Source organism: Stenotrophomonas sp. 28608_Sma, assembly GCF_056486185.1.
Map to the genome: position 1 here is coordinate 4,296,436 of NZ_CM151308.1, position 15,074 is coordinate 4,311,509.

Here is a 15,074-nt window from a genome sequence, read left to right on the forward strand (position 1 = left end):
CCGACCCCACCGCGGTGCTTACGATTTCTTGATGGCGTGGCCGCCGAATTCATTGCGCATCGCCGACAACAGGCGGTCGGTGAACGAATTCGATTCGCGCGAGCGCAGGCGTTCCAGCAGCGACAGGGTGATCACCGGTGCCGGCACATCGAGCGCGATCGCTTCGGCCACGGTCCAGCGGCCTTCGCCGGAATCCTCCACGTACGGGGCGATGCCATCCAGCGACGGATTGCGCTTGAGGGCTTCAGTGCTCAGGTCCAGCAGCCACGAACGCACCACGCTGCCGTGGCGCCAGACTTCGGCGACCTGGGCCAGGTCCAGTTCCATTTCCTGCTTGCGCTCCATCAGCGCGAAGCCTTCGGCGTAGGCCTGCATCATTCCGTACTCGATGCCGTTGTGGACCATCTTGGTGAAGTGGCCAGCGCCGGACGGGCCGACACGACCCCAGCCACGATCTTCGGCCGGTGCCAGCGTGCGCAGCAGCGGTGCGATCTGCTCCACCACCGACGCTTCGCCACCGACCATCAGGCTGTAGCCCTCCTGCAGGCCCCACACGCCACCACTGGTGCCGCAGTCGACGTAGCCCAGATCGTCTTCGGCCAGTGCCTTGGCGCGACGGATCGAGTCCTGGTAGTTGGAGTTGCCGCCATCGATGACGATGTCACCCTCGGCCAGGTGCGGGGTCAACTGGCCCAGGGTCTGGTCGACGGTTTCGCCGGCCGGCACCATCAGCCACACCACGCGCGGTACCGGCAGCGCGGCAACCGCGGCGGCCAGCGAATCGACCACCTCCAGGCCGGCCTCGGCGGCGCGCTGGCGGGCGCCTTCGCCCGGGTCGTAGCCGACCACGCGGTGGCCGCCGCGATGCAGGCGCTGGGCCATGTTGGCGCCCATGCGGCCAAGGCCGATCATTGCAATGTCCATTGTTTCACCTTCAGTTGGGGTCTAGGGTCAGGCTGCCTGGCCTGCCGGTAGCCGCGCAGTGGCGCAGCTGCGCCTCGCGCCAACGCCGGTAGAGCGTGGTATGCAGATTGTGCACCGCCAGGTCGATCGAAAACGGCGTTCGCGGGTTGCGATCGAGCAGGCGGGCGATGTGGTAGCCGATGGGACGTATACCGCGTGGATGCACATAGATCACGAACTGCTGGTAGAACGGATCGTCCAGCAGCTGGTCCATGCGTGCCAGCGTGTCGTGGTAGCGCGGTTCCAGCCGTGCACGAAGGTTGGGATCGCGCTCGAACAACAGGCGCTCGAAGTAACGCTGGCCGATGCGCGGGATGCCCTGCGCGAGTTTCCAGAGTTCGGCATTGCGCTGGTCGTACCAGGCCAGGCCGCCATGCGCAGCCAGTGCCTGCGCGGCGCCCTCGCCCACCTCGACCACGACGAAGTTCTCGGCCTGGTTGCTCAGGTCGTCCAGCGTGCCCTTGTCGTACACGTGCTCGATGAAGCCGGGCACGCCAACGAAGGCCTGCCGTCCCATCGCCGAGGTGCGCACCGCCTTGCCATCAGCGAAGAAATCACCCGCGTGGGCACCGAGCAGGATGCTGTCGGTCTCGTGCAGGGCGAGGAAGGTGCCGATCGACAGTTCATCCGCTGCGAACTCAGTATCGAACGCGGCATCACCATAAAGCTCTCGTTGCGTAGCCAGCTGCGCGACCTGGCGGCCGACCCCGCATTCGGCACGCACGGCACCGCTGTAGAACGCCTCCAGTGCATGACTGTTACCCGCGCTCGGCACGAAGCCACGACCGAAACTGCGTGTGCGCTGCCAGCCTTGCGCGCGTGGGCCCTGCAGGCCGAAGCCGATCCAGCCCAGCTGCGGGCCGGAGAAGCGGAAGGTGGGGTTGTCCTGCAGTGCAGAAGCCGCACGTTGCGTGGCCGCGCCCAGTTCGAAGGCATAGGCGCAGACCGTGGCTGGATCGTCCAGCAACTGTTGCAGCAACGCCTGGCGTGCTGCAGCGGACATTCCGGCCGGCCACCCCACGCGCAGATCGCCTGCCGCCTGTGCTTCAGCCAGCGAGGCACGTGTACACACCGGGCCGCCGTGCACCTGTGGTGCACCGGCCGTGACCTCGTCAAAGCGCCATCCCAGCCGCTGCAGTAGGCCCTGCGTGCAGTCCGGCGTTGCGGACGCAATGCCCAGCGCGGGCATCAGCAGGAGTGCCACGCCCATCAACCTGCCGCGCACGATCACCCTTGATCCGTGCTGGGGGTCGTTGCGGGCTCGGACGATGCAGGCTCGGGCGGCGCGAGCGCAGGCGGTGCGGGTTTGCCAGCATCCGCCGGCAGGTACTGTTGCAGGCGCTGGAAGAAGCGGCGATAGAACTCGGCATCGGTGACGGTGCTGCTGGCCACTTTCACCAGCGAGTCGTCATTGCTGCCGAACGGCAGCGACACCGAGCCCAATGCACCCACGCCCACGCTGGCCGACGTCGGGCTCTTCTTCAGCGCATAGCGGTCCTGCACCGCGCTGACGAATACCAGCGTCTGGTTGCCACGCGGGGCACACGAGATGCGCAGCACCAGCTGCTCGTGATCATCCTCGCGTGGCTGGAAGTTCTTGTTGCCTTCCACCTGCGCTTCGTCGGAGCGGGCGATGGCGTAGCCCTGGCTGAGCAGGGTGCGCCGCGCGGCCTCGCAGGCGTCACCGGGGCGGCCATCGACGGTACGCGAGAAGGTGTCGCCGGAATCAAAGGATTCGCGCAGCAACGTACTGTCGGCGGCGCGGCCACCACAGGCCGACAGGATCAGGGCGCTGGCGAGCGCCACGGCAGCACTGGAAAGACGGGAGGCCCGCATGGGTACTCCTGCGAGGACGGTACCGCCAAGGGTAGCCCTGCGGCCGTGTGCGGCAGGTTGAAACCGGCGTGACCGAGCCACCCCGTTGCTGCCGGTTCATGCACAGAAAAGGGGACGGAGGGGATTAAGTCGTTTGTGGCACTTCGCTCGCTGGGCATGGCCCGGCGCTACCGTGAACGAGATCCCCAGACAGAAAGGGGCCGGCAATGCCGGCCCCTCGGGTATCACATGCCGTCGCCGGCTCAGTCCGCCCAGCGACCAGCGCCGGTCGACTGCGGCAGCACCTGCGCCGACAGCGGGCGATCATTGGCCAGCAGGTTCACCGCATCGGCCAGGATCGAGGCCGACTCGCGCAGCAGCGGGTCCGGACGCTTCTCGGCAGCCTTCTCGCGGGCGGCATCCTTGACGATGTCGCGCTCGTTGCCAGTCAGGCCGTCGTCGTTGCTGTCATCGGCCAGCGGGTCCAAGGCCAGGCCCAGCTCCTTGCGCATCGCCTGGCGCTCCTTGCGCTGGGTGTCCTGGCGCTCACGCTCGGCGCGGCGGGTGGCCTCGTTGAGCGAGATGTACTTCTTCGCGGCCTCGGTGCGGAACTGCTGCACGTCCTCGTTCCACCACTGGAATTCCTTGTCGGCGGCGATGCGCGCGTCATGGCGGGTTTCCAGCTTCGGCAGCAGCGGCGCGAAGTTGCCGTACTGGGTGTGCGGCACGGCAGCGATGCGGGTCCACGGCAGCGCGTTGTCGTAGGTGCTCTCGCCGAACTCGGTGGCATCGACGCTGGCCGGGAAGGCCAGGTCCGGCACCACACCCTTGTGCTGGGTGCTGCTGCCGCTGATGCGGAAGAACTGGGCGATGGTCAGCTTCACCTGGCCGAAGCGCTGGGTCTCGCCACTCGGCCAACGGTCCAGGTCGACGATGTTCTGCACGGTGCCCTTGCCGAAGCTGGTCTCACCGATCACCAGGCCACGGCCGTAATCCTGGATGGCACCGGCAAAGATTTCCGAAGCCGAGGCCGAACCGCGGTTGATCAGCACTGCCAGCGGGCCATCCCATGCCACGCCCTGGTTGCGGTCGCTGTTGACGGTGACGCGGCCACCGGACTCCCGCACCTGCACCACCGGGCCCTGCTCGATGAACAGACCGGTCAGTTCAATGGCTTCATCCAGCGAACCACCACCGTTGTTGCGCAGGTCCAGCACCACGCCGTCCAGCTTGTCGTTCTTGAAGCCGGCCAGCAGCTTGGCCACGTCGCGGGTGGCCGAGGCGTAGTCGGCCGCGTTGCGGCGACGGCCTTCGAAGTCCTGGTAGAAGGTCGGCAGCTTGATCACGCCGACCTTGCGCGCCGGCTCGCCATTGGCGGCCGGAATGGTCATGGTCTCGCCCTTGGCGGCCTGTTCGGCCAGGCGCACCTTCTGGCGGGTCAGCACCAGAGTGTGGTGCTTGCCGTCGGCGCCCTCAGCAGCCGGGATGAACTCCAGCTTGACCTGGGTATCCTTGGCGCCGCGGATCTTGGCCACGACGTCGTCGATGCGCCAGCCGATCACGTCCTCGACCAGGCCGGACTTGCCCTGGCCGACGCCGACGATACGGTCACCCGGCTTCAGCGTGCCATCCACTGCGGCCGGGCCACCGGCGATGATCTCGCGGATCACCACTACGTCGTCCTGGCGCTGCAGCTGCGCACCAATGCCTTCCAGCGACAGCGACATCGCCTGGTTGAAGTTCTCAGCGGTGCGCGGGGTGAAGTAATCCGTGTGCGGGTCAACGGCACTGGTGTACGAGTTCATGAAGAACTGGAAGACGTCTTCGCCCTTCAGTTCATTGACCGACTTCTCCAGCGTCGCGTAGCGCTTGTCCAGCGTCTTGCGGATGTCGTCCGGCTTCTTGCCGGCCAGCTTCAGGCGCAGCCAGTCGTTCTTGACCGACTTGCGCCACAGCTCATCCAGCTCTGCACTGCTGGCCGCCCACGGCACCTTCTTGCGGTCGTATTCGAAGCGCTCGTCGGTGGTGAAGTCCGGCTCCTGCTTGAGCAGCTTGCGAGCGTAGGCCACACGTTCGCCGACGCGCTGCTTGTAGACCGCGAACACCTGGAAGGCCGGCTCCAGCTCGCCGCCACGGATGGCCGAGGAAATGTTGGCTTCGAACGGCGCGAAGCGCGCCACGTCAGCCTGGGTGAAGTACTGCTTGCCGCCGTCCAGCGTCTCCAGGTAGCGCTTGAACACGTCCTTGGAGGTGGCCTCGTCCAGCGCACGCGGGCGGTACGCGTAGCGGCTGTCGGACAGCAGGCCGTACACCAGCTTGGAGGTGGTCACCTGATCGGCGGTTGCCGCAGCGGGCAATGCCGGCGAATCGGCCTTGGCCGCCAGCGCCAGCGGCGCGACCAGCGCCAGGGCCATCAGGAATGCGGGGGCTTTGAATTTCATTGACGTGCTCGAAGGCGCCTTGCCAAGGGGGAGACTGCGGGGTGTTAAGACACCACGACAGTGCCGAAAGTTGCCGGGTTTGTCACCCGGCCGCGCTCGGTGGAAAACCAGCCTAGCCGGGCCGGTGTAGCAAATTGTGAATGGCTGAAGAGCGGCGCACCCAGCGGCGCCGTCTGTCCGGTTGCAGAGGGCATGGGGTTGCAAGCCCCCTGAGTCAGGGGGCGGCCGCGAAGCGGCGGGGGTGTGGGTGGTGGTAAGCCGGGGCCCACGGTGTGCGCAGCGCAGCGTGGGAAGCGGTAGCGCGCATCGCGCAACCGCTTATCGGACGCCGGCGCCCTTGGCCTGCACGTCGGCGTGGTACGACGAGCGCACCATCGGGCCGGAGGCCACGTGGCTGAAGCCCAGCTCGTAGCCGTAGTCTTCCAGCGCCTTGTAGTCCTCGGGGGTCCAGTACTTCAGCACCGGGTGGTGGTGCGCGGTCGGCTGCAGGTACTGGCCGATGGTGATCATGTCCACGTCGTGCGCGCGCAGGTCACGCATGGTGGCCTTGATCTGTTCGAACTCTTCGCCCAGGCCCAGCATGATGCCGCTCTTGGTCGGCACGTCCGGGTGCTGCGCCTTGAAGTTCTTCAGCAGGTTCAGCGACCACTGGTAGTCCGCACCCGGGCGCACGTTGCGGTACAGGTCCGGCACGGTTTCGATGTTGTGGTTGAACACGTCCGGCGGGTTCTGCGCCAGGATCTCCAGCGCGCGCTCCATGCGGCCCTTGCCGCGGAAGTCCGGGGTCAGCACTTCGATGCGGGTGCCCGGCGACTTCGCGCGGATGGCACTGATGCAGTCGACGAAGTGCTGGGCACCGCCGTCGCGCAGGTCATCGCGGTCGACGCTGGTCACCACCACGTACTTCAGCCCCATGTCGGCCACGGTCTGGCCGAGGCTGGCCGGTTCGTTGGCATCCGGCGGCTTCGGGCGGCCGTGGGCGACGTCGCAGAACGAGCAGCGGCGGGTGCAGACCTCGCCGAGGATCATGAACGTTGCCGTGCCGTGGCCGAAGCACTCGTGGATGTTCGGGCAGCTGGCTTCCTCGCACACCGTCACCAGGCGGTTCTCGCGCAGCTTGGCCTTCAGGTTCTGCACCGCATTGCCCGAAGGAATGCGCACGCGGATCCAGGACGGCTTGCGCAGCACCGGCGCGTCGGCGAACTGCACCGGCGAGCGGTTGATCTTGTCACCGCCCAGTTGCTTGACCCCGGCCTGCAACGGCGCGGCGGACGGGGAGTCGCCCTGCACGATCTGCAGGGGAATGGAACGGGCGGTGGTTTCAGTCATGGCAGTTCCGGGGGGGCGGTCAGGCGGCCGCAGAAAGATCAGGCAGTTCGGGCGTGGGCTGCAGCAGCAGGCCGAACTGGCGGGCCAGGTGGTCCAGCAGCACCGGCTTGACGGCCTCCATCCCGGAGGGCCCACCCAAGTCTACTACCGAGGTCACCTGCAACCCCTGATAGCCACAGGGGTTGATACGGTGGAAAGGTTCCAGGTCCATGGCCACGTTGAAGGCCAGGCCATGGAAGGTGCAGCCGCGGCGCACGCGGATGCCGAGCGCGGCGATCTTGGCGCCACCGACATAGACGCCCGGGGCGCCCTCGCGGCGTTCGGCGCCGATGTTCCACTCGGCCAGGGTATCGATGATGGCCTGCTCGATGCGGCACACGTAGTCGCGCACACCGATGCCCAGCCGTGGCAGGCGCAGCAGCGGATAGACCACCAGCTGGCCGGGGCCGTGATAGGTCACCTGGCCGCCGCGGTCCACGTGCAGCACCGGGATCTCGCCCGGCGCCAGCACATGCTCGTCCTTGCCGGCCTGGCCCAGGGTGAATACCGGGTCGTGCTCGACCACCCACAGCTCATCGGCGTCGGCCTCGCTGCGCTGGTCGGTGAAGCGCTGCATGGCGCGCCACACCGGTTCATAGGCCTGGCGGCCGAGGTCGCGGACCAGCGCCGGGCGCGGCGCGCGGTCTTCCGGGGCGGCTTCGGCCGGGCAGCTGTCGGCTACAGCGTCCACTTCACTTCCGGGTGGTCGCGCAGTGCCTGGTGCGCCAGGTCGTACTGTTCGCGGCTCTCGGCCTTGAACACGATGCGCACGGACACGTACTTGCCGTTGGAGGAATGCTTCCAGCTGATGCGTTCATTCACCACATCGATGCCGGCAGCCAGCAGCAGGCGGGGAAGCTCATGTTCCAGGCCGCGGTTGGCCGGGCCCATGGCACTGAGCTCGAACTGGCCGGGGAACTGGAAGCCGTGGTCGGGGTTGTCGGACTTGATTTCCATGCCCCCATTATCGGGCCGCAGGCCAACAAACCCAAGAGTATTCATCAACGTCAAACAGTGCACCGGTGAGTCGCTGCGTTGCAGCTGAACAGCCGTTCAGCATTGGCCGTTGCCCCTTGGGGCGCCGCAGGACAGTGCAGGATTGTCTTCACGAGACAATGTCGTTTTCGGAACAGACAAGTGATTCGAACGCGCTCGTTCCATCACGCCCGCACGAGTACCGTGTCGCGGCATATAACGACAGACAGAAAAAACCTCCACATGAGCCCCCCTTCCCAACGCCGCCTTGCAGCCCTCGGGCTGTCCGGCCTGCTGGCTGCTGCCCTCCCCCTCGCCGCCCAGGCGGCCGAACAATGTGGCCCGGACGCGATGCGCGACCACCCTCCGCAGGTCAATTTCCGCGTTGACAACGACCTGTTCGGCGGCCGCCACCAGGACCAGGGCTATACCAATGGTGCACTGTTGACCCTGGTCTCGCCCAATCTGGTCGATTACACCGACGACCCCTGCCTGCCACGCATGGCCCGCTGGGTGAACCAGTACCTGGAAGGGCTGCATCCGGGCAAGTTCGAACAGCAGAACATGATCTTCAGCATCGGCCAGGGCATCTTCACCCCGACCGATTTCAGCCGCAGGGACCTGATCGAGGACGACCGCCCTTACGCCGGCGTACTGATCGCAAACTTCGGTTTCAATGCGCGCAGCGGCGACCGCCTGCAGACCACCCAGCTGACGCTGGGCGTGGTTGGCCCGTGGGCACAGGGCAAGCAGGTGCAGAATGCCGTGCACGAAGTGCTGGGTGACGAGAAATTCAAGGGCTGGGACAACCAGCTGCACAACGAGCCGCTGTTCATGCTGACCCATGAGCGCATGCGCCGCTGGCCGGGCGATGCCAGCGTCAATGCCGACGGCTGGGGTTGGGACGCCATCAGCCACTACGGCGGATCAATCGGCAACCTGGAAACCAAGGCCAATCTCGGCGGTGAAGTGCGCTTTGGCTGGAAGCTGCCGGACGACTTCGGCAGCACGCCCTTGCGCCCGGCCGGTGAGAACACTGCGCCGACCCGCGGCGGCCGTCCCAATGGCTGGTCCTGGCACCTGTTCGCGACCTCGGACGCCGCCTGGGTGATCCGTGACATCACGCTGGATGGCAACACGTTCCGCAACAGCCACAGTGTGGACAAGCGCCATGTGGTGGCCTACGGCGGCTATGGCGTGGCGGTGATGTACGGACGCTGGAAGTTCGCCGCGGCGCGTTACCACAGCACGCGCGAGTTCAACGGCCAGCGCGAAGCGCCGGTGTTCGGCAGCTTCACCATCAGCCGGTCGCTGTAGGTAGGTGCCGACCGTTGGTCGGCACACCGGGGCCGGCATATCCGGATGGGTTCATGAGGAGCCGGCCAGCGGCCGGCACTACCCACATCCGGCAGGATTCATGCGCAAGCGGCATCCCGAAACAGAAAAGGCCGGCATTTGCCGGCCTTTTCCTTCACCACGCCGGGGCGTGGATCATTCCGATTCCCACCACATCCAGAAGCTGTCCCACAGGCGCTTGAAGAAGCCGGCCTGTTCGACGGCAGCCACCGCCACCAGCGGCGCTTCGGCCACCAGCTTGCCATCCAGCATCACCTTCACGGTGCCGATCTGCTGGCCGGCGGTGAACGGTGCTTCCAGGGTCTTGGGCACGTCAATGCTCGGCTTCAGGTCGTTGTAGCGGCCGCGCGGCACGCTCACCAGCATCGGCTGGGCCACGCCCAGCTGCACCTTGTCGGTGGTGCCCTTCCAGACCTTGTGCTCGGCCACGGCCTTGCCCGGCTCGTACAGGCGGTGGGTCTCGAAGAAGCGGAAACCCCAGTTCAGCAGGGCCAGGCTGTCATCGGCACGCTGCTTTTCCGACTGGCCGCCCAGCACCACGGCGATCAGGCGCTGGTCGCCGCGCTGGGCCGAGCTCATCAGGCAGTAACCGGCTTCGGAAGTGTGGCCGGTCTTGATGCCGTCCACGCTGCCATCGCGCCACAGCAGCAGGTTGCGGTTCGGCTGCTTGATGTTGCCGACCTGGAATTCCTTGATCTTGTTGTACGCGTAGGTTTCCGGGTAATCGCGCACCATCGCACGGCCCAGCAGCGCCAGGTCGTAGGCGGTGCTGTGGTGGCCCTGCGCAGTCAGGCCATGGGCGTTGACGAAGTGCGAATTCTTCATGCCGATCTTGGCGGCATAGCTGTTCATCAGCGACGCAAAGGCTTCCTCGCTGCCAGCCACATGCTCGGCCAGGGCGATCGCGGCGTCGTTGCCGGACTGGATCGCCATGCCCTTTTCCATGTCTTCCAGGCGCGCGGTCTGGTTGACCGGGAAGCCGCTGTAGCTGCCATCGGTACCCGCGCCACCTTCGCGCCAGGCGCGCTCGCTCATCATCACCTGGTCATCCGCACGGACCTTGCCGTTCTTGACCTCGGCGGCGATCACGTAGGACGTCATCACCTTGGTGATGCTGGCCGGAGCCAGCTGTTCGTTGATGTTTTCACCGGCCAGCACCTGGCCGGTGGCGTAATCCATCAGCACCCAGGCCTTGGACACGCTCGGCGCCGGCGCCGGCGGAGTGGCGACGGTGGCTGGGGCGGCAGCGGCGGCGGCAGGCGCCGGCGTGGCCGGAGTCGGCAGCGGCGTCTGGGCGGAAGCCAGGCCCACCACCAGGGTGGCGGCCAGGGCGGTGGCGGCGGAACGGAAATTCATTGGACAGCAGGCTCCAGGGGACGGCCGGGAATGGAGGGTGGAACGTAGCGGCCATTGTAAGGCCGGGGCAGCATGGGCCGGCAGCACCGGCCCGGGTGGATCAATCCTTGACGATCTGCGGCGAACCCAGCCCCAGACCGGCGATGCGGCCGACAAGTTCCGCGGCACTGGCATGGTCGCTGGCGGGAACGCGCAGGCGGAACAGGGTACGGCCACCGGCGGCGATGTCACTGATGGTGGCACCGACGATGCCGGCGGCGTTGAGCTGGCCCATCGCGCGGTTGGCGTTGTCACGGTTGGAGAAGCTGGCAACCTGCACCATGACTGCGCCCACCACCTGCTGCGACAGGCTGGGGGTAGCGGCGGCGGTGCGGACCGGTGCCTGCGCAGCGGCGCGCGGCGTGGTACTGGCAACGACCGCCGGAGCTGGCGCGTATGCGGTGCTGCGCACCGGCGGAGCACTCGGCGGCAGGCTGCTGACCGCCACATCCGGCACGGTGCTGGCCACGCCCTGGGTGGTGGCCGGCTGGCCACGCGCCGGCATGCCATCGGCCGGCAGCCCCTTGACCAGGCGATCGATGTCGCTGTCGGCGGCGGCACGCGCGGTCGGTGCCGGGCGCGCACTGGCTACAGCGCTGGCGGCGGCCGCTTCCGCAGCACGACGCTCGCGGCGCGACGGCTTCTGCGCCAGCAGGTTGCCCTCACCCGGCTGCAGCGCGCGCACTTCCACGTTGCCGGTGCCGCGCTGGGTGATGCCCAGGCGCACAGCGGCGGCATAGCTGAGATCGACCACGCGGCCATCATGGAACGGACCGCGATCGTTGACGCGCACGATCACCGACTCACCGTTGTCGAGGTTGGTCACGCGGGCGAAGCTGGGCAGCGGCAGCGTCTTGTGCGCAGCGGTGAACTGGTACATGTCGTAGACCTCACGGTTGGAGGTCAGGCGGCCGTGGAACTTGGCACCGTAGTACGACGCAGTGCCACGCTCGACATAGTTGCGGGTATCGTCGAGCACCTTGTACGACTTGCCCAGCACCACGTACGGCGACTTGTTGCCGATCGCCGAGCGCTCCTCGGCGGTCACTTCCGGCTCGGGAATGCAGGCCACGTTGGGAATGTAATCCGGCGTGCTGTCGCGCACGCCCGGCTTGTACAGGCCACCAGCGGTGTAATTGCCGCGGGTGCTCAGGTCTTCCTTGGCCGCCGCGTACGGCGACCCTTCCGGGCAGTGTGCCGGGCGCGAGCCACGACCCTGCACCAGAGTGCCGCCGGACTTGCCACCATGGCCGGCCGTGGCCGGCTTCTTCGGCGCGCTGCTGCAGGCAGCCAGCGCGAGGACGATCAAGCCTGGGACCAGCCATCTGATGTTCATGCCGGGGGCAGCTCCTGTCCGGCGATGGCCTGGGACAACTGGAACACGGCCATCGCGTACATCTTCGAGAGGTTGTAGCGGGTGATCGCGTAGTAGTTCTGGAAGCCCAGCCAGTACTGCTTGCCGGTGCTGCCTTCAAGCGTGATCGGCGTAGCGGTGGCGCCCGGCTGCACCGCTGCGCTGGGCTGGTAGCCACGCTTCGCCAGGTCGGCCAGCGACCAGGTCGGCATCCATTCGGTCGGATTGAACTCCTCGCGGCCCGGCGCCAGCGTGGCCGGCACGGCCACCTGCCCGCCACGCACCCAGCCGCCCTTCTTCACGAAGTAGTTGGCGATGGACGAGAACACGTCGTCGTAGCTGGTGAACAGGTCGCGACGGCCATCGCCATTACCGTCCACGGCGTAATCGAGGTAGCTGGACGGCATGAACTGGCCCATGCCCATCGCGCCGGCATAGCTGCCCTTGAGCGTGGTGATGTCCAGGTTTTCTTCGCGGCCCAGCTCGAACAACTTGGCCAGCTCATCGCGGAAGAACAGCTCGCGGCGCACTTCGCGCTCCAGCTTGGCCGGGTCGCCGCTGCGCGGGTAATAGAACGCCAGCGTGTACAGCGCATCGAGCACGCGATGGCTGCCGGCATTCTTGCCGTAGCTGGTTTCCACGCCGATGATCGCCACGATCACCTCGGCCGGCACACCGGTGCGCTGCTGGACGCGATCCAGTTCGGCGCGATGCTGGGCCAGGAACGCGCGGCCGCCATCGATGCGTGCCTTGCTGATGAACATCGGCCGGTACTCGTTCCACGGCTTGACCCGTTCGGCCGGGCGCGACATCGCGGCGATGATCGGCTGGCGCACCTGCGCCTGGTCGAGCACGCTGCTGATCTGCTCCGGCTTCAGGCCATAGCGCTTGGCGGTATCGGCAATGAAGCGGGCCCGTGCGACCTCGAACGGCACCGGGGTGAGATCGACCGGCGGCGCGGTGGCGGCAGCAGCTTCGGGCGCGGCCTCGGCCGGGCCATGGGCCTTGGCGGCGGGCTGGCGCGGCGTACTGCTGGCCTGGGGCGAAGACGGTGGGGACTTCGGCTGGGTCGCGCAGGCGACCAGGCCGAGGGTGAGCATGCAGGCCAGAGTGCGTCGAATCATCGTCGCAGGTTAGCAGGTCATGGATGAATTAAAACCCCTAACACCATGAATCACAACGATTTGCCTGCGAGTAGCGGGAAATGTGAAGACGTCGTGATCACACTTCCCCATTCAGATAGAGGTTGCCGGTTGCGTCCCCATCCCCGCAGACGCAACCGGCGACCGGATCCGGTCGGTACCCGCGCGGCTGCCGCTCCCCAGTGGCAGTGCTCCGCGCTCCCTGTACCCGTTGGATCAGTACTGCTTCCCGCCCGACGCCCCCTCGCGCTGCAACGATTGACGGCGCGCCGTGCCGAACGGGCCGCCATTGTGCAGGCCGATTACGACAAGTCCATTGATCAGGATCAACGCGCTGTAAAAGTGTGAACCAGCTAACGCTTTTTCCGGACTTTGGTCAGTGGGCGTGCTGCCGTGCATCGTTGTGAGAACGCTTCCACAACGGGCGTTGCGCAGAGTCAGGAAGTTTCCAGCCAACGGCGCAGCCCCTCGTGGGTGGGGTGTGTTGCGGAAAGCAGAAGCCGCCGCTGGGCCGGTCGGGTTGGGTACGCGGGGGACGCCGTGAATCCGTCCCTGGAGGCTTGGCAGCCGCATCCATGCGGCTGACACCCCCGCATACCCAACCCGACCGCCCTCTGACAGATTTCGGTGGTCTGCCACCCACGGAGAAGAAAGAGAAGATCACAAGCGGGTCGCGCGCTGCGCTTGCTCGAGAGCCGAGCATGGCTATGCCGGTCGTCCTGACCGGCACCCTTCGGGCCGTCGCCATGGGCGACGTTGGCAGCGGCTCCTGCCGCTGCCTTCGGTTCTACAGGAAGCAATGAAGCGGGCGGCCAAGCTGGTTTTGCTTTTGATCTTCTTTTTCTTTTCCGTGGGTGGACACGCCCGAAAACTGTCAGGGGGCGGGCGCGGTGGGTTCGCGGGACCGTTGGCGCCATGGATGGCGCCATCGAGCCCCCAAGGACGGGTTTACGGCGTGTCCCGCGAACCCACCGCGCCCGCCCCACACATGAGCCGCGTTACACGACCACCCACGAGGGGCTGCGCCGTTGGCTGGAAACCCTATCCCCCGTGCACGGGCCGGTGCCCGCGTACCGCCATCACCAACCCGATACCGGCCAGCAACGAGACCGCCGATGTCCCGCCATAGCTGATCAACGGCATCGGAATGCCCACCACCGGCAGCAGGCCGGAAATCATTCCACCGTTCACCAATACGTAGACGAAGAACGCCAGCCCCAGGCTGCCGGCCAGCAACCGCGCATGCGTGTCGCGCGCGTGCACTGCGATCCACAGGCAACGCCCGACCACGAACAGGTACAGCGCGAACAGCGTCGCCACACCGATCCAGCCGAATTCCTCGGCCAGCACCGAAAACGCGAAGTCGGTGGTGTACTCGGGCAGGAAATCCAGCGTGGCCTGGGTGCCCTGCCCCCAGCCACGGCCGTGCCATCCGCCCGAACCGATCGCGATGCGCGACTGCAGGATGTTCCAGCCGGTGCCGAGCGGGTCTGCCGCCGGGTCGAGGAAGGTCAGTACACGATCCTTCTGGTACTGCCGCAACAGGCCGAACCACGCCAGTGGTGCGCCCACCGCCAGCCCTGCCGCCCCCGTCGCCACCCAGCCCCAGTGCAGGCCGGCCAGCAACAACGCAAACACGCCGCTGGCGGTGACCAGCGTGGCGGTGCCGAGGTTGGGCTGCATCAGGATCAGCACGGCGGGAACGCCGATCAGCACTGCGGCCGTCAGTACCGTGCGTGGTGACGGTGGCAGCGGTTGCCGGTGCAGGTACCAGGCCATCATCAACGGCAGGCTGAGCTTGAGCAGCTCGGAGGGCTGCAGGTAGAAGACGCCGAGGTTGAGCCAGCGCTGCCCGTACTTGCCGGTGCCGATCACATACACCGCCATCAGCGGCAGCATCGACAGCGCGTACAGCGCCGGTGTCCACGCGCGCAGGCGCAGCAGCGAAACACGCGACAGCAGCCACATCGCCAGCAGGCCACCGGCGAAGCGCGCCGCCTGCCCGGTGACCGGACCGGACACGCTGTGCAGCACCGCCAGCCCCGCGCCCATCAGGATCAACAGCGCGACCAGCAACGGCAGGTCGATCGTGCGCACCGCCTCACGGCAGCCGCCAAGCATTCGTTTCCAGTCCACGCTGGCCACGGTAACAACGCGCGCTTGCGTGAAGCTGTCAGGGTGCTTCTGCGTCTGTAGAGTCGAGCCGTGCTCGACTGCCCTTCATGCAGCAGAAGCAGTCGAGCACGGCTCGACTCTACAGAACAG

General features: G+C 66.8%; 12 protein-coding genes. 1 reads left to right on the top strand and 11 read right to left on the bottom strand.

Annotated features, from left to right (window positions below; genetic code table 11):
• Positions 1–18: 18 nt before the first annotated feature.
• The 7 genes from gnd to ACZLHH_RS20315 form a co-directional block, all read right to left on the bottom strand.
• The gene (gnd, locus tag ACZLHH_RS20285; RefSeq protein WP_014648435.1) at positions 19–924 is read right to left on the bottom strand and encodes a phosphogluconate dehydrogenase (NAD(+)-dependent, decarboxylating); all 906 of its coding nucleotides are present in this window, start codon (positions 922–924) and stop codon (positions 19–21) included.
• Between the two features lie 10 nt (positions 925–934).
• Positions 935–2,173 carry a hypothetical protein gene (locus ACZLHH_RS20290; RefSeq protein WP_180844678.1) on the bottom strand — a complete coding sequence of 413 codons (1,239 nt, stop codon included), beginning with the start codon at positions 2,171–2,173 and terminating at the stop codon, positions 935–937.
• Between the two features lie 17 nt (positions 2,174–2,190).
• Entirely contained in the window at positions 2,191–2,799 is a 609-nt protein-coding gene (locus ACZLHH_RS20295) for a DUF2242 domain-containing protein (protein WP_180844679.1), read from the bottom strand.
• Between the two features lie 242 nt (positions 2,800–3,041).
• Positions 3,042–5,219: a carboxy terminal-processing peptidase gene (locus ACZLHH_RS20300; protein ID WP_032130309.1), complete on the bottom strand. Its 2,178-nt coding sequence runs from the start codon at positions 5,217–5,219 to the stop codon at positions 3,042–3,044.
• Positions 5,220–5,537: 318 nt separating this feature from the next.
• Positions 5,538–6,548: a lipoyl synthase gene (lipA, locus tag ACZLHH_RS20305; RefSeq protein WP_032130310.1), complete on the bottom strand. Its 1,011-nt coding sequence runs from the start codon at positions 6,546–6,548 to the stop codon at positions 5,538–5,540.
• A gap of 19 nt (positions 6,549–6,567) precedes the next feature.
• Positions 6,568–7,278, bottom strand: a complete 711-nt coding sequence (gene lipB, locus ACZLHH_RS20310) for a lipoyl(octanoyl) transferase LipB (protein ID WP_032130311.1) — start codon at positions 7,276–7,278, stop codon at positions 6,568–6,570.
• Positions 7,266–7,544 carry a YbeD family protein gene (locus ACZLHH_RS20315; protein WP_005411067.1) on the bottom strand — a complete coding sequence of 93 codons (279 nt, stop codon included), beginning with the start codon at positions 7,542–7,544 and terminating at the stop codon, positions 7,266–7,268. Before ACZLHH_RS20315 ends, lipB begins: the two co-directional genes overlap by 13 nt.
• A 261-nt stretch (positions 7,545–7,805) precedes the next feature.
• On the opposite strand from ACZLHH_RS20315, the gene ACZLHH_RS20320 reads away from it, so the two are divergent.
• Positions 7,806–8,879 (top strand): lipid A deacylase LpxR family protein, encoded by a 1,074-nt coding sequence (locus tag ACZLHH_RS20320; RefSeq protein ID WP_032130312.1) that lies wholly within the window; start codon positions 7,806–7,808, stop codon positions 8,877–8,879.
• Between the two features lie 174 nt (positions 8,880–9,053).
• Here the strand turns inward: ACZLHH_RS20320 and ACZLHH_RS20325 are convergent, their stop codons facing one another.
• The 4 genes from ACZLHH_RS20325 to rodA form a co-directional block, all read right to left on the bottom strand.
• Positions 9,054–10,274 (bottom strand): D-alanyl-D-alanine carboxypeptidase family protein, encoded by a 1,221-nt coding sequence (locus ACZLHH_RS20325; protein WP_032130313.1) that lies wholly within the window; start codon positions 10,272–10,274, stop codon positions 9,054–9,056.
• Between the two features lie 100 nt (positions 10,275–10,374).
• The gene (locus ACZLHH_RS20330; RefSeq protein WP_071229501.1) at positions 10,375–11,649 is read right to left on the bottom strand and encodes a septal ring lytic transglycosylase RlpA family protein; all 1,275 of its coding nucleotides are present in this window, start codon (positions 11,647–11,649) and stop codon (positions 10,375–10,377) included.
• Positions 11,646–12,791: a lytic murein transglycosylase B gene (gene mltB / locus ACZLHH_RS20335; protein WP_049400491.1), complete on the bottom strand. Its 1,146-nt coding sequence runs from the start codon at positions 12,789–12,791 to the stop codon at positions 11,646–11,648. Before mltB ends, ACZLHH_RS20330 begins: the two co-directional genes overlap by 4 nt.
• Positions 12,792–13,850: 1,059 nt before the next feature.
• Positions 13,851–14,930, bottom strand: a complete 1,080-nt coding sequence (gene rodA, locus ACZLHH_RS20340; RefSeq protein ID WP_180844721.1) for a rod shape-determining protein RodA — start codon at positions 14,928–14,930, stop codon at positions 13,851–13,853.
• Positions 14,931–15,074: the final 144 nt, after the last annotated feature.

What these genes read in the sequence shown, in the direction of transcription:
- ACZLHH_RS20290 (WP_180844678.1), bottom strand. Translation starts at nt 2,173, where the DNA reads ATGGGCGTGGCACTCCTGCTGATGCCCGCGCTGGGCATTGCGTCCGCA.
- mltB (WP_049400491.1), bottom strand. Translation starts at nt 12,791, where the DNA reads ATGATTCGACGCACTCTGGCCTGCATGCTCACCCTCGGCCTGGTCGCC.
- gnd (WP_014648435.1), bottom strand. Translation starts at nt 924, where the DNA reads ATGGACATTGCAATGATCGGCCTTGGCCGCATGGGCGCCAACATGGCC.
- ACZLHH_RS20300 (WP_032130309.1), bottom strand. Translation starts at nt 5,219, where the DNA reads ATGAAATTCAAAGCCCCCGCATTCCTGATGGCCCTGGCGCTGGTCGCG.
- rodA (WP_180844721.1), bottom strand. Translation starts at nt 14,930, where the DNA reads ATGCTTGGCGGCTGCCGTGAGGCGGTGCGCACGATCGACCTGCCGTTG.
- ACZLHH_RS20320 (WP_032130312.1), top strand. Translation starts at nt 7,806, where the DNA reads ATGAGCCCCCCTTCCCAACGCCGCCTTGCAGCCCTCGGGCTGTCCGGC.
- ACZLHH_RS20295 (WP_180844679.1), bottom strand. Translation starts at nt 2,799, where the DNA reads ATGCGGGCCTCCCGTCTTTCCAGTGCTGCCGTGGCGCTCGCCAGCGCC.
- ACZLHH_RS20325 (WP_032130313.1), bottom strand. Translation starts at nt 10,274, where the DNA reads ATGAATTTCCGTTCCGCCGCCACCGCCCTGGCCGCCACCCTGGTGGTG.
- lipA (WP_032130310.1), bottom strand. Translation starts at nt 6,548, where the DNA reads ATGACTGAAACCACCGCCCGTTCCATTCCCCTGCAGATCGTGCAGGGC.
- ACZLHH_RS20330 (WP_071229501.1), bottom strand. Translation starts at nt 11,649, where the DNA reads ATGAACATCAGATGGCTGGTCCCAGGCTTGATCGTCCTCGCGCTGGCT.
- ACZLHH_RS20315 (WP_005411067.1), bottom strand. Translation starts at nt 7,544, where the DNA reads ATGGAAATCAAGTCCGACAACCCCGACCACGGCTTCCAGTTCCCCGGC.